This window comes from Enterococcus sp. DIV1283b (assembly GCF_051710965.1).
Lineage (GTDB): Bacteria > Bacillota > Bacilli > Lactobacillales > Enterococcaceae > Enterococcus_B > Enterococcus_B lactis.
The window spans coordinates 572,240-593,820 of record NZ_JBIOLR010000001.1 but is presented as its reverse complement, the minus strand read 5'-3'; the positions used below and the strand labels follow the sequence as shown (position 1 = coordinate 593,820).

Here is a 21,581-nt window from a genome sequence, read left to right as displayed (position 1 = left end):
ACCATCTACTGACCTGTCAAAGTGTTAGATGGTTATTTTTTGTCCTTATGGTCAATTATCAGCAAAACTAGCGTCGCAAAAGCGATCATCAGTTGAATTGCTTCAAACGTTGACACGCGCTACTCCCTTCTAGGGATAAAGCTATGAACCATAGGCATCACCCCTTTATTAAGAGATTAGCCACCATCTTTTCACTTTTCTACAGCAATCATTATACAGATAACAAAGCTCATATGCTATAATATCCATAGAATTTTTTTCAATGCGGTCTATATTGCTAATGTAAACGTCTGAGAGTATTCTTAGGCGTTTACTTTTGTTTTGATTCGACACATCTGACGAAAAATAGGACTCGTGATTTTTCACGCCACCGATTTGTTCAATGATATTTCAAACAAAAAAACAGACGTACATTGTACGCCTGCATAATCATCTATTTAAATGCTGTTACATTTGAAGCTTGTAACCCTCGTTTACCTTCCACTACGTCATATTGTACAGGTTGACCTTCTTCTAAGGTTTTAAAACCCTCAGTTAAGATCGCAGTATAATGAACAAAGATGTCTTTTCCATCTTCTCCAGCAATAAAGCCATAGCCTTTTTTATTATCAAACCATTTCACTGTACCTGTTTTCATATTAGAACATCTCGCTTTCATTATTCATTAGATGTAGTATTTTGTAGTATTTTTTGGTAACAGATGGTCACAACGTTACCTTTAAAAGGTTGCAATAGTTGCAACCAAAACAAACTAATAACTTTATTATACTACATTTTTCATTAAGTTTGTTTTGAGATATTTACTCTCATCTCTCCATTTTTTACTTTTTTTGCATAATAGGTTACTGCTTCTTTGCTCCAGCAATCAGCTTCGATCAATCGTTTCTCTATTTCTGCCATTTGCCACCGATACATCAAATCAGTATATAGCCCTGTCTTTTCAGCATTTAAATTACCTAAAGGAGCGCCACCACCTTTATTTCCTATTGCATTCTTGTTCCCATATGGCGCACCTTTCTTCTTAGGTATATGAATATAGAAAACTCCCTTAGAACGATTTAAACGATAATCGCCAGTGAATAGAGCGTGTAACATGTAATTGATTCTTCTTGCCTCTTCTTTCTGATGGATCATTTTACCCTCTCTATATTCTCTTGCCAATGTTCCAAATCTGCTACCTCAATTTGATCGATTAGCTTTGTCATATCCTTTACTTGTGCTTTATAAGCTGACAAACCCTCTATACGCTCTTGTTCCGTTGTAGCGATGAAATAACCTCGATTATCCCCATTCCGCTTTGCACACACTGGCACGCCTTTTTTACGTAAGCTATTCACAGTTTCATAAATGATTCGCTCATCTACATTTAACAATTGCCCGATTTCTTTGATTGAAATTTTTCTTTCTTGCCCAATCGGGATAAGATCAAGAACATCACTCTCTAATATATTTAATTGTTCCATTCGATCATCACTCCTTATATTTCGATAAATAAAAACGCCTTTCGCCACTTGTGGCGAACTATCCCCCACTAGCATTTAGCAAAACCTCAACAAAGACGAAATTTTCGACTTGATTATTGATTTCAAAACAGAGTTACATATAGTAACCTCGTTTTCTTCTTACAGAGCAGGGTAGCAAATAGCTACCTCGTTATCATTCAGAGTGATAACGACCTTGTTTCTTCTTTTAAGCAGATCGCTGTTTGATACTTGGCTCTAATAAATAAAAAAGTAAGGTTTAGTCAAGTTCTTATAAAATAAAGAAACATCTGGTTTTGTGGGATTCTTTACATAAATAATACTAGTGGCATATCCTAAAGTCCTCGTACATTAAGAACAATTTAATCAACGACCACAAAAATGTGGTGGTGTTTTGCCCTCTCACATCCTTAGCTGTCCCACCTAACTAATGTTTCATCTCTTTTCTATCTTTCAAATAGGTCGAAAATTTCGACTTGGCTTAATATAAAACAAAATTGCATTTCTATTTAACCATTTTGGCGTTTTTGGTTAAATTCTTACCGAAAGCTATATTACAAATTGTAAGGTGGCTCTTAAATTCCTACCGAATGCTGTATCGTCATGAACATTTTTGCCCAACACGGTAAAATCAATGTTTTTCATCTCCAACAGGTTTATCCGTTTTATCGGAAAAACCCGATAAACTGTTTGCTGTCTTCCACTTTGAGGTTTTTTCATTTTTTGGTGATAAACCTATAAATGTCATATTCGCACTTCCCTAGTTTGATCTGACAAAACGAATCGTTCACCATCAGAACCTGATGCACTAATTCGATGCGTCAGCTTATCTTAACAACTATAAATATATGTTATTTTAAACCCATTAAAATACAAATTGGTATATATAATATCCTTCTTATTTCATTAAGAAATTATTAAGAGATGGTATGTCACTTGGTATACCAAACGGCAACCAACGGTCTACCAAATGACTACCAGAATTAATGCAAACATTAATCCCGTTAACGATGGAAATTGACGGAATTAATCCACTAATCTCAGCCCTTGATACAGCGCCATTCACGTTATAAACTCTCTTGTAAACTACTGCGCCACTTTCTTGTAAACTATTTGCTGTTTATTTGATGTGCAGTTGATGTTCAAATCACCGTTGAAATCCGCTATTTGATGGCAGTATATCAACCTTTCTTGATGTTCACTTTCCTGTTTGTTGTAAATTCTCCAGTAGATTTCCCAGTAATTTCTCCAGTACAAATAGCATTGCCATTAGCATTTTATAGCTAGCTATTTTTTGCCATTAGCATTGCTTTCCAATCTAGAGATGATTTACTCAAATGTACCCGATTTAATTTTAAACCCTCTAAATTTCGTTTTAAGACATTTTGAACATCTAGGTATTAAATATACTCAAAATATTTTAAAACATCTTCATAGCGATTTTAAACACCTTAAAATTAATTTTAGATAAACGCACACACCTCAAAATGAGGTAAAAATATAAAATCAACCTCCAAAACACCTCTAAGGGTCGTTAGGGCTTGCCCTGACCGCCTGTAAGGCGCTTAGCAAAGATTTATTCAATGCCAAAGATAAATAAACAGGGCTAGGATAAACAAACGCTTATCGCTAACCCCACCCCCTTAAAACGGCATATCATCTCCAAATTCCCACTCAGACATCTCTTCTTGACGTTCCTCTTCTTCGTCCCTGATGTCCTCAAGCGTTTCTAATCCTTTCGCTTTCCAATCGTTTAGAATGCCTGTGATATAGGCTAACGGCGATTGTACTTCGTCATTGCTGATTGTTTTAAATATTGCTTCGTGTAACTTAGCACCTCCATGCTCTTTGTACAGTCTTTCGAGTGTGCTACGGTCAATGTTTCCTAGCGGATGTTTTTCGCAGTAAAGATCACAGCAATCGTCAAACGTTGGTTCGTTACTGGCGGTGAAATTCTCACGCGCACGCGCGTTTTTTGCTTTTGCTCTAGCACCACCAACAGCGTTGGTGGTGGATATATCTCTTTCTCTTTTCTTTTGCTCTTCTTTTTCTTTTTCTTTGCTTTGTTTTTGCTTTATCTTTGTATCTTTCTCTTGCTCTATATTTATCTCTGGTGTACTTTTGTCATTACATTTGTACACCAAAGAATTATCATTAATTGGTACACCTCTTTTCTCATCATCGATTCGTTTTCTATAAGCTCTAATTCTATCGGCTTCTGTTGATGTTTCGCCTATAAAATTTTGTATATCTAACATGTATATAGCACCATTATCTAAAACTTCGATTAATCCTAAACTTTGAAAAATATCTATTGCTTTTTCTATCGTCCCAACTTGATGTCTTGTGACATTAGCGAGCATTGTAGCGTTAAATGGTATTCGCTCGTTAAACATTAGTTTTCCTTCATGTTTCAAACTCCGCAAATATAATTTAAGAAGAATATTAGAATACATATGCCCATCAGGCATACTTTCAAGCACTATAATTTCATCACTATCAAAAAAATTTTCTTTCAATCTTAGATAATAGTATTTTTTATTATCACTCATTCTGCTACCTCTTTTCTTGTATATCCTAATTCCTCAAGCTTGTTTTCGATGTATTCCTTACCCTTTTTTGTCCACTTAGGAAAACCATTGACATAGACCTTAAAACCCCTATTTTTAGCCCAACCATTCAGACACCATTTATATTTACAGTTAGCTAATTGTTTTTTTCGCAAGAGATTTTCATTCTCTAGTATTTGATTGACTAGATTAGCTCCCTTAACCCCTTTGAAACCATACGGCGAGATGATTTCTTGTAAACTATATGTCTGTTTATGTTCTTCAAGATACTTTTTTATCTCTTGTTTGATCGCTTGTTCTTCTTTCTCACGCTTCAACTCGCTGTACATTATGCTTAACTGAATGTACTCATCATCTGATTTTTTTATTCTCTCGGTTAAATTCGCGATAACTCGTAAAGCTTCGGCGTATGACTTCGGGAAATTGTTAGCTGGTTGCTGTATTTGTCGTTGTCTTAGCCTGTTTTTCATCTCGTTGAATGCTTGAATATACTTTAATTTGAAATCATCTGCTTTCTTGCCTGTAAATCCGAAAGCGATAAAAGCAAACCCGTCACGATTCATGTAGTACAATCTTTGTTTTCTGCCTCGAGAATCTTTGTATTCACCCTCAGCGAACATGTTTTTGTAATCGGCGGAATTTTCGACCGATTGAATTTTTTTATCAACGGCTTCAAGAACATCTTTGTGATACTTATCAAATACTTCAGCAATATGCAAACTAGTTGTTACAACTTGATTATTTTTTACTTTGACTAAATTCATTCTGTTACCTCCATTGATTCGGCAATTTCAACTAAATCAAAAGAATTATCGCTTAAAGCATTGATTGCTCTTTTTATATTGTCCATTAGAATATCTGCTCCACCTTCGTTCATGAAAGAAACATATAAACTTTCAACGCCTTCTTTGTCTAGTACCGCTGTAAAATGAAGCATCTCTAAATATTTGTTAATAACTTCTAAACGTTCTAATACATCGTCATTTTTTTGTGTAATAGCCATTAATTTTTCACTTAGTTCCATTGCTTACGCCCTCCGTTCTCATGCTCCACCACATAAAAGTCATAGCCTATATATAAACAAACACCTACAGGAACAACACATACTAGCCACAAAACAAACGGTAACCATTTTGTAAGGGATCCAATAAGAAAGGCTAGCAAAAATAGATTTCTACGCTTGTTCATTGATTGCTCCCTCCTCATCAGAATAATCTAAGATGAGTTCGGATAATTCTTCCGCTCGATCACTAAGCATTTCTAGGGTTCCTATTACATTTTCTAAACCACGATTATTAACCAAACTGTGAAAGATTAACGCTACATCCTCACTATTTTTAGCTTTAGTAGTTTGGAACTTGATACAATCTAAATAATTGACAATCACTTTCATGGGAGCTTGTAAATCTATCACTTCATAAGCAATTTCATTTAATTTTTTCATTTGCATTTCCTCCAGTTTTGAGGGCGCAAAAAAGCCCTTATTCGTTTGTTTGAATAAGGGTACACAACGATAAGAGTACCCTTATTTTTTGACTACTCAAATAAGGGTACGTATGGTATCATATTTACGTACCTCTATTTGAGGGAGCTCTCTAGTTGTTCTCGGCGTCCAAACTTTGAACAGCTAGAGAGTACTTCTTATTTATCAGACTCTAAAATAAGTTTGATTCCTTTTCTGATGACTTCAGTTCGAGTAAGCTCGTGCTTTTCAGCATAAGCTTTTATTTTTTCGTCCGTTTCTTTATCAATACGAACTTTTACATCAACATTTAAAGGATTTTCTTTTTTAGGTCTGCCAGTACGTGGACTCATCTCATCACCTACTTTTTGCGTTCCACAAATACATAATAATATTTGAGTTCCAACAAGTCAAGCACCCGATACCCTTATTTTCGTATTCAATTGTCAAAACGTATAAAGGCACAAAAATACCCTTATACTTTCACGCACAGCAAACAAGCCATGCCATTGACGTATAAAGGCATACAGTGGTATTATATTTGCATGCCGTTTATACGGTACACTGCTCTCTAGTTGTTCAAACTTTGGTAGGTGGGAACAGCTAGGGAGTTTTTTATTTTTGCTTGAGTTCGTTATAGACCTTTTCCAAACCTAACATCATGATATCCGTTTTTGTCCTACCTGTTTTCTCACAACAATAATTTAACATTTCAAGTTGTTCATCAGTCATTCTCAAACGCGTATCATTTCTTTTAGCATTAGTTTTTTTAGGTCTGCCACGTTTTAACTCTGCAACCATCATATCACCTCTTTTCAGGTTACACAATAAATATATAATGGTTACACAATTAAATCAAGCCCTTTTTCTAAAAATATAAACTGCATGCTTTTATTCTATTGTCAATGTGCTATACTAGAGAAAAGTTTATAGGGATGTTCCCTACTTTTCGTGCCTTTTACTCTGTCCGCCAAGACTAATCGAGTAAAGGCTTTTTCTTTTCTCTCGTACATGTTTGTTTTCTCCTTAATTTGTCGATACTGGCATTTTAAGCGTTGTTTGATATAAAATACCTTGACCACTCAAAATGCTCTTAATCGTGTCATAATCCATCTTAAGCGTGAGCAACGTCGCCACTTGTTGCTCCCGTTTATTCACTGCTTCTATCTCTTCTGACGTCAAATAATCTAGTATTGTCGCCTTCTTACCTACATCTCTCGCATCTCTTATTTTCTTAGCTGTAAACCCTAATGCTGTTTTATAAACTAAATCTGTATAATGCTTGTAATAATGCGAGGATAACCCTAACTCTTTGATAACATCTGTCATTGACTTACGAACATTTTTTTCTTTTTGCCGTTCCATACGTCTAGCATAGAGTTCGTTTTTCATTTCGTAGAACTGACGAACTAAAGCTTTTTTGAATCGTCTAACTGGTTCGGTATTATCAAGATAGGTAATAAGTAAGGTAGCTTGTTGTTCGTTGAGTAGGTAAGTTTTTTTAGGTCGTCCGCCCTTCGACCCTTTTTGAGGTTTACGGATTTCAAATCGCATAATTCCAAACTCTTCTAAATCCTCTTTATGTGTTCTTATCAATCTTTTTACCGAGTCTTCTTTATTCTCTGAATACTTCGCAATAATCTCATCAGTTGTATAAGGTTCTTCATCGATATACTGCGAGTGTAAAAATACTAATTCTTCCATCGACTTATGCCTCCTTAAATTAATCCTGTGAGATGTCATCTCACTACTATTTGTTTTCCGAAACTATGTGCTTGCCTGATTACTGCTACACTCTGGCATGGTGGTTTTATAAATCATTTTCTAGTAACCAAGCTCGTATTTGACGTTTACTATAAACAACCTTGCGAGATGATAGTGTTCTACCTTGTGGCAATCCCATCGCCAGCAATTCCTCGAAATAATCACTGGAAACATTGAGAAACCTCTGACATTCCGCTTTACTCATCATCAAGTCACGATCCAGCTCGCTATCTCTACGAGCGTCCTCAATCGCTTGTAACATTGTTTGATAGATACCCTGATAAATACCATTCAATTGCTCTTTTGCCAGCGTGTGGCTTACTTCTAGTTGCAATTTTTGCGGTTCGGCTACAGTCATCTCTACACCTCCTTTCTTCCCGATTTCTTGGGAATTGTTTCGCCCATTTGTGGGAGATTTTTAACAAACGTAGTTAGGACTACACTTTGTGGTCGTCCTGAACGACCACTTTTAACAGCCCCGATATTTTCGGTGTTGTTACGCTTTGTTTTTCTGTGGTGCAGATTAATTGCTACGCTTTTCGTTCAGCTAGCAACTCATCAATCGCTTTCTCTACTCGTGCTTTGCGTTCATCACGCATTTCTGTTCGTAACCATACAGATAAATTACTTTGCGCAATACCTACTTTATCCGCTACCTCCCAATATAAAATACGATTTTTTTCAATTCTTTCTCTGATTTTTGTATTTGCTTTTATTTTCATATTCCTACCCCCAATAATCGATATAGCTACAAAATGAAGCCAAAACGAAACATTTTGTAGCTATATGTTATAACTGTTTTTTTTGATTGTCAACAATAAAATTAGTGCTTATTGATATTATTGATGCGAGTATGCTACAATTATCAAAAAAAGGAGACAAGATAATGCTTAGAAATAAATTAGCTGTATTAATAGCAGAGAGAGAGTTAACGGCAGCCAAAGTTTCAGAAGAAACTGGAATAGCTCGTTCAACTTTGTCATCATTAGTCAACAACACAGGAGACGGAGTTCAATATAAAACACTCGATAAGTTATGTAATTATTTTGGAATTACTCCAAGTGAATTCTTTGATTATGCTCCATTTATTCTAAAATATAATTTTGATATTCCAGAATACAGAAAAAGAGTTATAAAGAATGTAGATAGCGAGAAAGAGAAAATACTCTCTTCAGGAAATACCGAAGAGCGAGCTAATTTTCTGATAAATGAGTATTTGGACATCTTTGGAGAAGCTCGTTATATCATTGAAATCTTCGTAAATAAAAAAATGAAACAAATTAAATATTCCATGTGTATAAATATCTATAAAATTTCACCTATCGATGAAAGCAATGCGCCTGAAGGATTTGATATAGAAATTATTTTAGAGGATAACTATAATGGAAAAAGTTTCATAGCTGACGTTTACGAAAATGTGTCTATAATTTTTCAAACTCAAATAAAAAACACATGCTTTGAATTAATTGAACAAAATATAGTGAATGAAGATTTACAAAATTGCGCAAATCGCAAAAATAAACCTTTAAAAATATTTCTCGAAACACCTTTCGGTGATAAAGAACTAACTATTAAACCAATTAAATAATAAACAAATTAATCATTGAGGCTAACACTCCTCATACATATCTACACTATTGGCATGGTGGTAGATAGGAGAAAAACATGGCACAGATTAAAAAGTATACAAAAAAAGACGGTACAACCGCCTATATGTTTAATGTTTACGTAGGAAAGAATAGCAAAGGGAAAAATGTTTATCGCAAGCGGCAAGGCTTTAAAACGAAGAAGCAAGCACAAATAGCGCTAGCAAACCTCTTAAAAGACGTTGAGGAAAACGGCGTTGAGAGAGATGAATCAGTAAAGACATTTAAAGATTTATATGAGATGTGGTTAGCTCAGCATCGCTTAAATGTAAAACCTTCTACGATCGCTTTAAATAGACGTTTTGTAGAAAAACATGTCTTGCCTTATTTAGGCAATTATCTATTGCATGATATTACCGTTGTTTACTGCCAAACCCTCGTTAACAAGTGGTTTAAGCAAGGCTACAAACAATATCCATATTTTAGGAAAGTAACAGCTCAAATTATGCGATATGGCGAGGCAATGGAATTGATGAATAACAACCCTATGGCAAAGACAATTTTACCAAGAGCGCAACAAGAAGAAAAAAAGTTACAGTACTACACGAAAGAACAACTCATTCATTTTTTTGAATGTTTAAAGCAATTCGGAAATTATAAGCAAATGACTTTTTTTCGCTTACTAGCTTTCAGTGGGGCTAGAAAATCCGAATTGCTTTCATTGCAGTGGAAAGATATTGATTTTGCAAATAAAAGCGTGATGATTGGTAAAACTCTAGCACTCGATGAAAATAATCAGATACTCATTCAGACGCCCAAGACAGCCACTAGTAAACGTACAATCAGTTTAGATGATGAAACACTCAAAACATTATCTAAATGGCGTACAATGCAACGTACAGACTATTTAGCACTTGGTTTCAACACTTCGAGCGATGAACAATATCTTTTTACTAACGAACGCAATGAATTATATTATCCGCAAGTTGTGAATGACTGGCTAAAATACCTAATAAAAAAATATGATTTGCCACAGATCACACCTCATCACTTTAGGCATACACACGCTAGTCTATTATTACAAGCTGGCGTACCTGTCAAAGAGGTCAGCGAACGACTAGGGCATAAGGATATAAAAATTACCTTAGAAATTTATTCTCATGTAATGCCCGAAGAAGCAGAAAAAACAGCGAATAAGTTTGCTAACTTTATAGGAATTTAAAAAAAGGCACTGACAAAAGCACAGACCTTTAATATTTTCACTAGAACAAAAAAGCTATAACCCTTATATATCAAGGGTTATAGCTCATATAATAGGCTTATCCAACACTGCCTTCCATCTCATAACTGATCAATCGGTTGAGTTCGACTGCATATTCCATTGGGAGTTCTTTGGTGAATGGTTCGACAAAGCCCATGACGATCATTTCAGTGGCTTCAGATTCGGTCAGGCCTCGGCTCATCAGATAGTAGAGTTGTTCTTCTGAGATTTTTGAGACTTTGGCTTCGTGTTCTAAAGAGACTTGGCTGTTGTGGATCTCATTGAATGGGATCGTATCGGATTTCGACCATTCGTCCATGATGATCGTGTCACATTCGATATGAGAGATCGAACCCGCACTGTTTTTGGCAAAGGTTACTTGTCCTCGATAGTTTACTTCTCCGCCGTCTTTTGAAATTGATTTAGAGACGATAGAGCTAGATGTATTTGGTGCATTATGGATCATTTTTGCACCCGTATCTTGGATTTGGTTTGCTCCTGCAAAGGCGATGGAGAGCATGGTGCCTCGTGCGCCTTTTCCATCTAAGTAAACACTTGGGTATTTCATCGTTGTTTTTGCACCTAGGTTTCCGTCGATCCATTCAACGGTTGCGCCTTCGTATGCTTTTGCTCGTTTGGTTACTAAGTTGTACACATTGTCTGACCAGTTTTGGATCGTGGTGTAACGGCAATACGCATCTTTTCTTGTAAAGATTTCTACGATGGCGGCATGCAGACTGTTACTTGAATAAGTAGGTGCCGTACAACCTTCGACATAGTGGATGCTTGCTCCTTCGTCAACGATAATCAGCGTACGTTCGAATTGCCCCGTGTTTTCCGCATTGATCCGGAAGTACGTTTGCAATGGAACATCGACTTTGACGCCTTTTGGCACGTAAATAAAGGTCCCACCTGACCATACGGCTGAATTCAGCGCTGCTAATTTGTTGTCGGTTGGCGGTACAAGTTTTGAAAAGTACTCTTTGAATAATTCAGGGTATTCTTTCAAAGCAGAGTCAGTGTCAGTAAAGACGATTCCTAACTTTTCGAATTCATCTTTCATATTATGGTACACGACTTCTGATTCATACTGTGCGGAAGCACCGGCTAGATAAGCTCGTTCTGCTTCTGGGATACCGATCTTCTCAAATGTATCTTTGATTTTTTCTGGTACGTCTTCCCAGTCACGAGCGGGTTTGTCACTTGGTTTTTGGTAATATTTGATGGCATCGAAATCGATGTCTGAAAGGTCGGGTCCCCATGTTTGCATTGGCATTTTATTGAATGTTTCTAGAGATTTCAGACGGAATTCAAGCATCCATTCTGGTTCGCCTTTGATTCTTGACATCTCACGGATCACTTCTTCTGTCAAGCCTTCTCCTGTACTGAAAACCGGTTCGACATCATCGTGAAACCCGAATTTATATTCTTCTAATTCTGGTACGCCCATGTTCTCACTCCTCTTCCTTGTGGTAATGATGGAAAGCTGCGGTACCATCGTTTTCCATTGCTTTTCCTAGTGCTTTCCAAGCAAGTGTCGCACATTTGATCCGAGCAGGAAATTTAGCTACACCACCAAGCATAGCAGCATCGCCTAATTGGTCGGGATCTTTGACTTCTTTTCCTTGGACAAGCTGTAGAAAGTCTACAGTTAAATGTTCTGCTTCTTCTATTGATTTTCCGATGACGGCGTCTGTCATCATCGAGGCACTTGCCGTACTGATGGAGCAGCCGCTGCCGTCAAAGGCGATATTTTTGATGATTCCGTCTTTTACATCGACTTGCAATTCGATCACATCTCCACATGTGGGGTTGTTCAATTCGATCTTGCTTGTCGAGTCAGTCAAGCTTCCACGATGATGCGGATGGGAAGAATGATCCAAGATCACTTGACGGTATAAATTGTCTAATTTAGATAGTCCCATGTTGGAAAAACTCCTTTGTTGCCATGATTGCTTCAACTAAACGGTCGGCGTCTTGCGTTGTGTTGTAGAAATAAAAGCTGGCGCGAGCAGTCGCTGATACTTCAAGGTACTTCAATAGCGGTTGCGCACAATGATGACCTGCTCTAACGGCTACCCCTTCCATGTCTAAAGCTGTCGCGACATCATGTGGATGTAACCCATCCAAATTGAACGCAACGACTCCTGTCCGAAAATTCGGGTCTTGCGGACCATAAACAGTCAATCCATCGATTGCTTGTAATTTTGGCAACACATAAGCGGCTAGTTCTTCTTCATATCGATGGATATTGTCCATGCCGAGTTCTTGCAAATAATCGATTGCATGGCCTAATGCGATAGCGCCAGCGATATTTGGTGTCCCTGCTTCGAATTTCCAAGGTAGTTCTTTCCATGTAGTGTCGTATAATTCGACAAAATCGATCATTTCGCCACCAAATTCAACAGGTTCCATTTCTTCTAACCATTTTCGTTTACCATATAAAACACCGATACCTGTTGGTCCGCACATTTTGTGTCCGCTGAAAGCAAAGAAATCACAGTCTAGTGCTTGAACATCAATGGTCATGTGCGGGGCAGATTGTGCACCATCTACTACGATGACCCCGCCGTTTTCATGGACAAGTTTAGCTAATTCTTGAACAGGATTGATGACACCTAAGACATTGGATACATGAGCAATGGAGACGATTTTGGTTTTGTCCGTGATCTTTTTCGCTGCATCCTCCATATCCAGGAAGCCTTCTTCTGTTAGTTCGATATATTTCAAGACGGCACCTGTTCGTTTTGCCAACTGCTGCCATGGGATAATATTAGAATGATGTTCCATGTAAGAGATCACTATCTCGTCTCCTGCTTTGATATAGCGGTCGCCGAAGCTTCTGGCTACCCAATTCAAGCTTGTCGTCGTACCACGAGTAAATAGAACTTCTGCTGTTTCTTCTGCATGGATGAACACTCGTACTTTTTCTCTTGCTTGTTCATACTCATGGGTCGCGCGTTCTGCTAACGTATGGACACCGCGATGAACATTGGCGTTATCGTGTTCATAATAGTGCGCTAATGACTGGAGTACTTGTTTTGGCTTTTGGGTCGTCGCTGCATTATCCAGATAAACTAAAGGTTCATCATTGACGTCTTGAAATAAAATAGGAAAATCATTGCGTAGCTTTTTAGCATCGATCATCCATTCAACTTCCCTTCGATTACTTCGACTAATTCTTTCCGAACTTGTTCTACAGGGATTGCTGTTAAGACAGAACCGAGGAATCCTCGAATCACTAAGCGCTCTGCTTCTTCTTTATGCAATCCTCGACTCATCAGATAGTACATTTCTTCTGGATCAACTCGTCCTACACTAGCAGCATGTCCAGCAGTTACTTCGTTTTCATCGATCAAAAGAATAGGATTCGCATCACCGCGTGCTTTATCAGAAAGCATCAAGACACGGCTTTCTTGTTGGGCATCTGCACCTTTTGCCCCTTTCAGGATGTGGCCGATACCGTTAAAGGTCAATGTTCCTTTTTCTCGGATCACTCCGTGTTGCAAAATATGCCCGATCGTATGAGGGGCTTTATTGGTTACTCGCGTATCGATTCCTTGGATTTGTCTGCCCGAGCTGATTGCCACGATTTTGACTTCTGCGTGTGCACCTTCTCCTGCTAAATCTGAGTCAAAGTCAGCGATCACATGACCGTCATTCATGACACCAATTGCCCAGTCGACAGAAGCGTCTCGTAAAATGTGCCCACGGCGATTCATATAAGAAGTAATATTCTCTCCTAATTGATCTACAGCTGAATATTTGATTTTTGAACCAGCTTTAGCGATGACTTCCACGATGATATTACCTGATGATTTTGCTACTTGTTCTTTAGTTGTCTGGAAACGTTCCAGATAAGAAAATTCACTATGTTCATCTGCCACGATCAACACATGCTTGAAGAAGTGCTCATCGGATGCGCCATCTTGAATGAATAAGGATTCGAGTGGTTCATCGATCACGACATTTTTAGGCACATACAGGAAAATACCGCTGTTCATAAAACCTACATGGAGTGCAGTCAATTGGTCTTCGTCCATGTTTACTGCTTTTTTCATATAATATTCTTGGACTAGTTCTGGGTATTCGATCATTGCAGTGAATAAGTCGGTAAAAATGACTCCTTTTTCTGCTAATTCCACAGGTAGTTGTTCAAAAATCGTCCATGAACCTTGTTGGACAAGCACAGGATTGTCTTTCATTGCATCAAATGCCGGAATCGTGCCTGTTTCACTGATGGTTTGTGTTTCTTTCACATCGAATAACGACCAGCGATGGAATTTCACCCGATCGATATGCGGCAATGGCAGTTCATCTGCTTTCGCTAGTGCGTCTTGGCGGAAGGTTCTCATCCAATCAGGTTCGCCTTTACTTAAAGAAAAATCATTTACCGCGTCAAGATAATCGAGCCAGTTTTTTTCTTTCATTCTTGCTCCCCCTTACGCTTCTTCTTCTTTATAGTCGATTCCTAATTCTTTACTGATTCCAGCGTAACCTTCTGCTTCCAGGCGTTTAGCTAAGTCAGCATTCCCTGTCATGACTACTCGACCTTCCATCATGATGTGAACGACATCAGGTGTGATATAGTTCAATAATCGTTGATAGTGGGTGATGATCAATGCACCGAAATTGTCTCCGCGCATTTCATTTACTCCTTTAGCAACGACTTTCAAAGCATCGATATCCAGACCCGAGTCGATTTCGTCTAAAATCGCAAATGTTGGTTCTAACATCAACAATTGTAGGATCTCATTCCGTTTCTTTTCCCCGCCAGAAAAACCTTCGTTCAGATAACGTTCAGCCATTTCTTCTGGCATATTCAATAAAGCCATTTTTTCATCTAACTTTTTCAAAAATGCCATAACAGAGATCTTGTCGTTTTCATCACGTTTCGCATTGATTGCTGCACGCATGAATTCCGCATTCGTGATACCTGGTATCTCACTTGGATATTGCATAGCTAAAAACAAGCCAAGTCGTGCACGTTCATCTACTTCCAAGTCTAAAACATTTTTTCCGTCAAACAAGATTTCGCCTTCTGTTACTTCATAGTTTGGATTGCCCATGATAGCGGCAGATAAGGTTGATTTTCCTGTGCCGTTAGGTCCCATGATGGCGTGAATTTCTCCGGTTTTCATTGTTAGGTTTACGCCTTTAAGGATTTCTTTTTCCTCGATCGACACATGTAGATTTTTTATTTCTAAGACAGACATGCATTATCCCCCCAAATTCTCTTTCGTTCTCACTCATTTTAGACTAATTGAGAATGAAGCGCAATGATCTTCCTTACTAAAATCAAATATCTTTTATTGATTATTAAACAATTTTGATTTCTAAATTAGAATAGATATAAAAAAGATGAGGAATAAGCCGTTACAGACTTATTTCTCATCTTTTTTGTTTCATTCCTTATTTTGCATCAGCCTTTACTGGTTTAACAGAGCCGCCCCATTTGTCTGTGATCCATTCTTGGACTTCTTTACGGTGAAGCACTTCAATCAGTTTTTTGATTTTGTCACTGTCTTCATCACCTTTGCGAGTCGCAATGATATTCACGTAAGGAGAGTTGTCTTTTTCAAGCAATACGGCATCTTCTAATGGATTCAATCCTGCGCCATAAGCGAAGTTTGCATTGATTGCGACTAGGTCACCTTCATCATTTTGGTACGTAGAAGCTAAAAGTGATGGGTCGATCGTATGGTTGAACTTCAAGTTCTTAGGGTTTTCTGCAATATCATCGAATGTGGCTGTTTCCAGATCTACTCCATCTTTGACTTTGACTAGCCCAGCATCTTGTAAAATCGTGATGATGCGTCCCCAGTCTGATTCAGAATTCGAAGTGATGATCGTTGCACCATCTTTTAGTTCAGAAACATCTTTGACTTTTTTAGAGTACAAGCCCATTGGTTCGATGTGGACAGCACCGGCATTGACAAAGTCATACCCTTTTTCTTTGATTTCTTTGTTCAAATAAGGAATATGCTGGAAGTAATTGGCATCGATGTCGCCTTCTTCCAAAGATTGGTTCGGTAATACATAGTCATCGAATTTGACGATTTCAAGATCGATTCCTTCATCTTTCAATAATGGTTTCACATGTTCCAAAATCTCTGCGTGCGGTGTCGGTGAAGCGCCGACTTTCAATGTCGTGTCGTCTGCTTTATTTGCTGAATCTTTGCTGTCGCTGTTGTTACCGCATGCTGCTAATCCTACAGTCAGCAAAAGCGCTGCTGCTAATCCAAAAATCTTCTTTTTCATATCCTATATCCCCCTATATCCTATTATCTTTTGTCTGTTTTCTTAGTTAAGAAATCACCGATTCCTTGAACGATAAATACGATTAGTAAAATAATTAAAGTCGCAACAAATGTCACTGTCAGATTACCACGCTGGTAGCCTTCCTGCCAAGCAAGACCTCCAAGTCCACCTGCGCCGATCGCGCCGGCCATGGCGGTAAATCCGATCATCGAGATCGTTGTAACTGTTAATCCAGAAATCAACGCGGGAATACTTTCAGGTATCAAGACCTTCCAGATGATTTCCCAGTAACTTGCCCCCATTGCATCTGCTGCTTCCAGTACGCCAGGGCTGACTTCACGAAAAGCAATCTCTACTAGACGGGCATAAAATGGTGCCGCGGATAAAACAAGAGCTGGAATGGCTGCTTGCGCACCTAGCATAGTGCCTACGATTGCTTTAGTAAATGGAATGATCAAAACCATCAGGATCATAAATGGTGTTGACCGGAAAATATTACTGATGATCGATACGATCCCGTAAATGATTCGAGCATACGGTTTGTTTTTACGTCCAATAGAGTAAAGAATCAATCCCAAGACTAATCCGATGATCGTCACTAAGACCATTGAGATCAATGTCATATATAGTGTATCAAGGATAGCCTGATTCATCGTTTCCGGATTGATTTGTTTAAAATCTAGATATGTTTCTGAAAAGCTTTTATCCACGATGGATCACCTCAATTCCTACTCCTTGTTCTTTGATGAACACTTCTGCTTGATCTAATTCTTTGGTTTCACCTGTCATCAAGACAGTCAATGAACCAAAGGAACCTTCTTTTACTTGTTTGATTTTCCCGTATACGACGTTGACATCAATGTTATAGCGTCGAATCGCTTGGGAAATGACTGGCTCGTTGGCATTTCTTTCGCTAAAGGTCAAAGTTGCCAAACGGCCGCTTGGATTTTCTTTGATGAGTTCAGCTAATAGTTCTGTCGAATCAGCTTCTGGTTCGATGTCTTGTTGTACAAAACGTTTGGTTACTTCTTTTTTCGGTTGTCTGAAGACAGTCAATACGTCTCCTTCTTCTACGACTTTCCCCAACTCCATCACAGCGACTTTGTTACAGATTTTGCGGATCACATTCATTTCATGTGTGATCAAGACGATGGTCAAATTCAATTTCTTATTGATTGCTAACAATAAGTCTAATACTTCTTCTGTTGTTTGCGGGTCCAATGCGCTCGTAGCCTCATCACAAAGCAAGATCTCAGGATCATTTGCCAATGCTCGTGCGATACCGACACGTTGTTTCTGTCCGCCGGAAAGTTGTGAAGGATACGCTTGTCCGCGTCCTTCTAACCCGACTAAACGCAACAGTTCTTCTGCTCGTTCTTTGCGTTTGCTCTTTGGTACACCAGCTAATTCCAACGGCAGCTGAATATTTTCAAGTACAGTTCTTGACCATAACAGGTTGAAATGCTGGAAGATCATACCAATTTTTTTTCGGAATGTACGCAATTCTTTGTTTTTTAATTTTGTGATATCTTGATCGTTTACGATCACTTCGCCGCTCGTGGGAAGTTCAAGTCCATTCAGGAGACGGACTAATGTACTTTTTCCTGCGCCAGAATAGCCGACGATTCCATAAATATCCCCTTTTTCAACGTTTAGTGAAACGTCATTGACGGCTTGGATGTTTCCGTTTTTCCCATTGAATGTCTTTTTGACATTCGTTAGTTGGATTAATGACATGCCATTCACATCTTTCTCTTATGATTTTTCAAACAAAAAAGCCTTCGCCCTCTTGCCTTAAGCAAAAGGACGAAAGCTTGAACTTCCGTGTTACCACCTTGATTTACCGTTACTTCGCAATAACAGCCTCTTCCAGTACTTGGACTTAGCTTCTTTCCGTATACTGTCGCGCTGTAACGGGCACTCCCGTAGTAAGTTTGCTTACGCTCGCTTACTCTGCTCTAAGACCATCTTCCATCTCATTTTCGTTACCCATTTTCAGCAAACAGGGCTCTCTTCAAACGTCCGTGACATGTACTCTTCTTTTCAAAGCTTTCTCATTTCATATAGGATTGCTTATGATTATAGCAACTGGAAGAATCAGTGTCAACTTTTTTCAAGTGATTTTCTGATTTTATAATTCGTCAAATTCTTTTGGATCAACATCTTTGAAACTTAAGATCCACGCATTCATTTCATCTGAATCATTCAAGATATTGATATCCTCACCGATTTTATCATTAACAGAAGAAACTGTACCCGTTAGCGGGCTAGCAAATTCATTAACCGCTTTTTCCGCTTCGACTTCGATCAGAGGTTCATCTTTTTTTAGCGATTGTCCTGCTTTTGGCAGATTGGCAAACGTGATGTCTCCAAGTTCTTCTTGCGCTTCATTTGTCAAACCAACACAGTATTCTTTTCCATTAAATAAGATCCAAAGGTTGTCCTTTTTCTTCAAATGTTTGCCTGCCATTTTATATCAGTTCTCCTTCATAAATTTTTTCATTGAAGCCAATTGCAACCAGCTGGTCCTCTTGCACGATCAGCGGCCGCTTGATCAGCATGCCATCTGTCGATAAGACTTGGCTTGCTTTTGAAGCCGTAAACTCGCCTACTTGATCTTTCAGTCCAAGTTCCCGATATTTCATCCCGCTTGTGTTGAACAGGCGACGGATTGGTACTTGACTCGTTTCTAGCCAAGTCTCAATCGTTGAGGCCTTCGGTACTTCTTTAATCATATCAACAGTTTGATAACTAACGCCATGCTGGTCTAACCACGCTTTGGCTTTTTTGCATGTTGAACATTTCGGGTACCAGTAAAAGGTGTACAATTTTCTTACCTCCTTGAAGATCTTGCAGGTGCTTCATTTTGGTATCTCATCGATAATATCAACCCGATACCGATCATGTTCCCTAAAATCGAAGATCCTCCTTGGCTAATGAAAGGCAATGGGATCCCTGTTAAAGGAAGTAATCCGATATTTGCTCCAATGTTCTCAAAGACATGGAACAGCAGCATCATGATCAAACCGCTTGCGATATAGGCGTAAAATTCATTATTCGTATCGAAACACACCCGAATCATACGATAAATCAAAATAAAATACAAGAAAATGACGAATGCACCACCGATAAAGCCGAAGTTTTCACCGATAACGGTAAAAATCATATCGGACTCACGAACAGGCACATAAATATTGCTTACATTGAATCCTTTACCAAATAAGCCACCGGTGCCGATTGCCAAAAGTCCTTGAGCCGGCTGATAACTCATTCCAGACGTATCATGGAAAGGATCCAGCCATGAATCAATACGTGCAAATTGATAAGATTTGAAGCCCACTTTGTACAGCAAGTCTCTTCCGCCTTCAGTCGTCACTAAGAAAATCGTTCCTGCACCAACGACTACTGCCAAGATCACTACCGGGGCGATGATACGCCAAGAGATCCCAGACATCAAGAATATCCCGCCGAAGATCGCAAGGAAGACGAGCATCGTTCCAAAGTCATCTTGGGCCATGATCAATGCTAAAACCGGTATCGTCACGATCAAGAGCTTCCCAATCAGCCAAAAGTCCGATTTCATCGTCCGTTCTTTTACTTGCGTATTATGTTTGGTCACGATCAGCGCCATCATCAAGATGTACGCAATCTTCATTAGCTCTGCTGGCTGGAAGGTGAATGCACCGAATCGGAACCAGTTTTTAGAACCTGTAGAATCGGCTAAATTCTTATCATAGAATTCAAGTAAGAGTCCCATTACTACTAACCCCAAGCCATAAAGGTAAGGAGTCAGTTTCCAGATCCATTTGGAATTCAAATGCATGATGACAACGATTGCTGCCGCTCCAACTAAATACCAGACAACTTGCATCCCTACGCCTTTTAAGACTGCTGGATTGTTTGGATCATGGCTAAGTGCTACATATAATGAGAGCAGACCAATCAAACATAACAGAAAGACTGGTAAAATCACGCCATAATCAATACGATTATCGTTCGAAGCTTTTAATTTTTTTTCCATGTTTCATCCCTTTTCTTAAAAACCATACTGCTGATTATTATAGCGGTCCAGTTAGATAATGGAAAGTCTTTCCACAGACATTTGGGAAAAATTAACTTTCCGTTTGTGCAGCTGCTTGAGCAAACAAAAGGCAAAAGCCTACTGCTTATCTTTAGTGTATCATAGAACTTTTTTTGATACATGCAATCATCTATCAGCTGAGATTCTCCTCGCTGTGAGAAGTTTCTGTGCTTTCATTGTATCGAAGGATCTCTTCAGCAATCTCTAACAGCTGATCAGAAACCAGATTGGTTCGTTGGATGAAATAAAAATACCGATGGAAATTCAACGGAATCATTGGTACGTCTTCTGGCACAGAGCGCTTAGATAAAATCGAGCGTCCGATTCCTTCCTTCAGCAACGCAACGATCACATCATTGCTTTTCACGATCATTTTCTTATCTTGGATATTCATTTCTTCAAAATAACGTTGCGTGTAATGAAAAACACCAGAATTTGCTTCTCTTACAAGCCACAATTTGCTTTTTGGGTCCCCAGCAATGACTAGCTGGTCTTCCATCAAAGAGTACCTTTGTACGCCGGAAGTCTCTAATGGCTTTTCGATAAAACCAAAATCGGATTCATGTTTCGCTACTTGTTCTAATGATTCATGTGAATTCGCGATCTCGATCTCAAAATGCACTTTAGGAAACCTTTTGATCAGATGTTTCATCAACTGAGGCAAAAGATAGACAGCAAATGTGTGGGAAGCAACAATCCGACATACTTCTTCTTCATTTTGTTCATTGAGCAATTTTTGCTGGGTCTCTTCCCATTCTTCTAATAAAACCAGCGTCCGCTCGTATAATAAATCGGCTTGCTTAGTTGGAAGCATCTCTTTTCTGCCATTACGCTGAAAAAGATCAATATTCAACTCCCGCTCTAATTGTTTGATTTGATTCGAGACGGCTGGCTGAGATAAAAACAGTACTTCTGCTGCTCTAGAAAAATTTCTTGTTTCATATACTGCTCGAAAAGTCGTTAATAACTTAAACATGGCACCACTTCCATAACTTTTTATGATAATTACTATAAAAACTATTTGATTTAAATATACAAAAAACCATCTATAATAGAAATGTACAACAAAACAGTTGCTGATCCAACTAGTAACTCAGACAAAGACAATCAGCTGT

At 38.5% G+C, this 21,581-nt stretch carries 28 protein-coding genes and 1 other annotated feature; of the genes, 2 read left to right on the top strand and 26 right to left on the bottom strand.

The genetic code is table 11. The annotated features are described in order from the left end of the window. Window positions 1-32: 32 nt before the first annotated feature. From IGJ53_RS02825 to IGJ53_RS02760, 14 genes are all read right to left on the bottom strand, one after another. On the bottom strand, window positions 33-116 hold the full coding sequence (locus tag IGJ53_RS02825; RefSeq protein WP_219336905.1) for a putative holin-like toxin: 84 nt from the start codon (window positions 114-116) through the stop codon (window positions 33-35). A gap of 317 nt (window positions 117-433) precedes the next feature. Next, on the bottom strand, window positions 434-637 hold the full coding sequence (locus IGJ53_RS02820; protein ID WP_105223775.1) for a cold-shock protein: 204 nt from the start codon (window positions 635-637) through the stop codon (window positions 434-436). 143 nt (window positions 638-780) lie between these two features. After that, window positions 781-1,134: a hypothetical protein gene (locus IGJ53_RS02815; protein WP_438749509.1), complete on the bottom strand. Its 354-nt coding sequence runs from the start codon at window positions 1,132-1,134 to the stop codon at window positions 781-783. Further along, complete coding sequence (locus IGJ53_RS02810; RefSeq protein WP_438749507.1) at window positions 1,131-1,463, bottom strand: HTH domain-containing protein; 333 nt, start codon at window positions 1,461-1,463, stop codon at window positions 1,131-1,133. The genes IGJ53_RS02815 and IGJ53_RS02810 overlap by 4 nt, the downstream gene beginning before the upstream one ends. A 1,661-nt stretch (window positions 1,464-3,124) precedes the next feature. Continuing rightward, on the bottom strand, window positions 3,125-4,033 hold the full coding sequence (locus IGJ53_RS02805) for a phage replisome organizer N-terminal domain-containing protein (RefSeq protein ID WP_438749504.1): 909 nt from the start codon (window positions 4,031-4,033) through the stop codon (window positions 3,125-3,127). Further along, on the bottom strand, window positions 4,030-4,815 hold the full coding sequence (locus tag IGJ53_RS02800) for a Rha family transcriptional regulator (RefSeq protein ID WP_438749502.1): 786 nt from the start codon (window positions 4,813-4,815) through the stop codon (window positions 4,030-4,032). The genes IGJ53_RS02805 and IGJ53_RS02800 overlap by 4 nt, the downstream gene beginning before the upstream one ends. After that, window positions 4,812-5,075 carry a hypothetical protein gene (locus IGJ53_RS02795; RefSeq protein WP_105223763.1) on the bottom strand — a complete coding sequence of 88 codons (264 nt, stop codon included), beginning with the start codon at window positions 5,073-5,075 and terminating at the stop codon, window positions 4,812-4,814. The genes IGJ53_RS02800 and IGJ53_RS02795 overlap by 4 nt, the downstream gene beginning before the upstream one ends. Further along, window positions 5,066-5,239, bottom strand: a complete 174-nt coding sequence (locus tag IGJ53_RS02790; RefSeq protein ID WP_413138733.1) for a hypothetical protein — start codon at window positions 5,237-5,239, stop codon at window positions 5,066-5,068. The genes IGJ53_RS02795 and IGJ53_RS02790 overlap by 10 nt, the downstream gene beginning before the upstream one ends. Next, window positions 5,226-5,495, bottom strand: a complete 270-nt coding sequence (locus IGJ53_RS02785) for a hypothetical protein (RefSeq protein WP_438749498.1) — start codon at window positions 5,493-5,495, stop codon at window positions 5,226-5,228. The genes IGJ53_RS02790 and IGJ53_RS02785 overlap by 14 nt, the downstream gene beginning before the upstream one ends. Before the next feature lie 197 nt (window positions 5,496-5,692). Then, a complete protein-coding gene (locus tag IGJ53_RS02780) occupies window positions 5,693-5,866 on the bottom strand; it encodes a CopG family transcriptional regulator (RefSeq protein ID WP_438749496.1) in 174 nt (57 codons plus the stop codon). Window positions 5,867-6,128: 262 nt separating this feature from the next. After that, complete coding sequence (locus IGJ53_RS02775; RefSeq protein WP_113792840.1) at window positions 6,129-6,314, bottom strand: hypothetical protein; 186 nt, start codon at window positions 6,312-6,314, stop codon at window positions 6,129-6,131. Window positions 6,315-6,539: 225 nt separating this feature from the next. Beyond that, a complete protein-coding gene (locus tag IGJ53_RS02770; RefSeq protein ID WP_418268226.1) occupies window positions 6,540-7,217 on the bottom strand; it encodes a Rha family transcriptional regulator in 678 nt (225 codons plus the stop codon). 106 nt (window positions 7,218-7,323) lie between these two features. Continuing rightward, complete coding sequence (locus tag IGJ53_RS02765) at window positions 7,324-7,635, bottom strand: hypothetical protein (protein ID WP_071856338.1); 312 nt, start codon at window positions 7,633-7,635, stop codon at window positions 7,324-7,326. Window positions 7,636-7,807: 172 nt separating this feature from the next. Then, window positions 7,808-7,999 carry a hypothetical protein gene (locus IGJ53_RS02760; protein WP_257007684.1) on the bottom strand — a complete coding sequence of 64 codons (192 nt, stop codon included), beginning with the start codon at window positions 7,997-7,999 and terminating at the stop codon, window positions 7,808-7,810. Window positions 8,000-8,163: 164 nt separating this feature from the next. Here IGJ53_RS02760 and IGJ53_RS02755 point away from each other — a divergent pair, with 164 nt between their 5' ends. Together IGJ53_RS02755 and IGJ53_RS02750 are read left to right on the top strand one after the other, a co-directional pair. Beyond that, the gene (locus IGJ53_RS02755; protein ID WP_071856337.1) at window positions 8,164-8,865 is read left to right on the top strand and encodes a helix-turn-helix domain-containing protein; all 702 of its coding nucleotides are present in this window, start codon (window positions 8,164-8,166) and stop codon (window positions 8,863-8,865) included. 77 nt (window positions 8,866-8,942) lie between these two features. Continuing rightward, window positions 8,943-10,085 (top strand): tyrosine-type recombinase/integrase, encoded by a 1,143-nt coding sequence (locus tag IGJ53_RS02750; protein ID WP_368019993.1) that lies wholly within the window; start codon window positions 8,943-8,945, stop codon window positions 10,083-10,085. A 97-nt stretch (window positions 10,086-10,182) separates the two neighbouring features. Here the strand turns inward: IGJ53_RS02750 and sufB are convergent, their stop codons facing one another. From sufB to IGJ53_RS02690, 12 genes are all read right to left on the bottom strand, one after another. Beyond that, entirely contained in the window at window positions 10,183-11,574 is a 1,392-nt protein-coding gene (gene sufB / locus IGJ53_RS02745; protein WP_002287686.1) for a Fe-S cluster assembly protein SufB, read from the bottom strand. A gap of 4 nt (window positions 11,575-11,578) precedes the next feature. After that, entirely contained in the window at window positions 11,579-12,049 is a 471-nt protein-coding gene (sufU, locus tag IGJ53_RS02740) for a Fe-S cluster assembly sulfur transfer protein SufU (RefSeq protein WP_002287684.1), read from the bottom strand. Continuing rightward, window positions 12,036-13,271: a cysteine desulfurase gene (locus tag IGJ53_RS02735; protein WP_010731997.1), complete on the bottom strand. Its 1,236-nt coding sequence runs from the start codon at window positions 13,269-13,271 to the stop codon at window positions 12,036-12,038. The genes sufU and IGJ53_RS02735 overlap by 14 nt, the downstream gene beginning before the upstream one ends. Next, a complete protein-coding gene (sufD, locus tag IGJ53_RS02730) occupies window positions 13,268-14,554 on the bottom strand; it encodes a Fe-S cluster assembly protein SufD (protein ID WP_010731996.1) in 1,287 nt (428 codons plus the stop codon). Before sufD ends, IGJ53_RS02735 begins: the two co-directional genes overlap by 4 nt. 12 nt (window positions 14,555-14,566) lie before the next feature. Beyond that, window positions 14,567-15,340: a Fe-S cluster assembly ATPase SufC gene (gene sufC / locus IGJ53_RS02725; RefSeq protein ID WP_002287679.1), complete on the bottom strand. Its 774-nt coding sequence runs from the start codon at window positions 15,338-15,340 to the stop codon at window positions 14,567-14,569. A gap of 196 nt (window positions 15,341-15,536) precedes the next feature. After that, a complete protein-coding gene (locus tag IGJ53_RS02720) occupies window positions 15,537-16,385 on the bottom strand; it encodes a MetQ/NlpA family ABC transporter substrate-binding protein (protein WP_002375018.1) in 849 nt (282 codons plus the stop codon). A 23-nt stretch (window positions 16,386-16,408) separates the two neighbouring features. Beyond that, window positions 16,409-17,095, bottom strand: a complete 687-nt coding sequence (locus tag IGJ53_RS02715) for a methionine ABC transporter permease (protein ID WP_002287674.1) — start codon at window positions 17,093-17,095, stop codon at window positions 16,409-16,411. After that, window positions 17,088-18,122, bottom strand: coding sequence for a methionine ABC transporter ATP-binding protein (locus IGJ53_RS02710; protein ID WP_002304234.1), 1,035 nt, complete (start codon window positions 18,120-18,122; stop codon window positions 17,088-17,090). The genes IGJ53_RS02715 and IGJ53_RS02710 overlap by 8 nt, the downstream gene beginning before the upstream one ends. Before the next feature lie 62 nt (window positions 18,123-18,184). Then, window positions 18,185-18,441: a binding site (T-box leader), on the bottom strand. A 75-nt stretch (window positions 18,442-18,516) separates the two neighbouring features. Beyond that, entirely contained in the window at window positions 18,517-18,855 is a 339-nt protein-coding gene (locus tag IGJ53_RS02705; protein WP_002291179.1) for a glycine cleavage system protein H, read from the bottom strand. A 1-nt stretch (window position 18,856) separates the two neighbouring features. After that, window positions 18,857-19,213, bottom strand: coding sequence for an arsenate reductase family protein (locus IGJ53_RS02700; protein ID WP_002308244.1), 357 nt, complete (start codon window positions 19,211-19,213; stop codon window positions 18,857-18,859). Window positions 19,214-19,218: 5 nt separating this feature from the next. Next, window positions 19,219-20,406 (bottom strand): FtsW/RodA/SpoVE family cell cycle protein, encoded by a 1,188-nt coding sequence (locus IGJ53_RS02695; protein ID WP_002312069.1) that lies wholly within the window; start codon window positions 20,404-20,406, stop codon window positions 19,219-19,221. Between the two features lie 193 nt (window positions 20,407-20,599). After that, complete coding sequence (locus IGJ53_RS02690; RefSeq protein WP_002375016.1) at window positions 20,600-21,442, bottom strand: LysR family transcriptional regulator; 843 nt, start codon at window positions 21,440-21,442, stop codon at window positions 20,600-20,602. Window positions 21,443-21,581 lie beyond the last annotated feature (139 nt).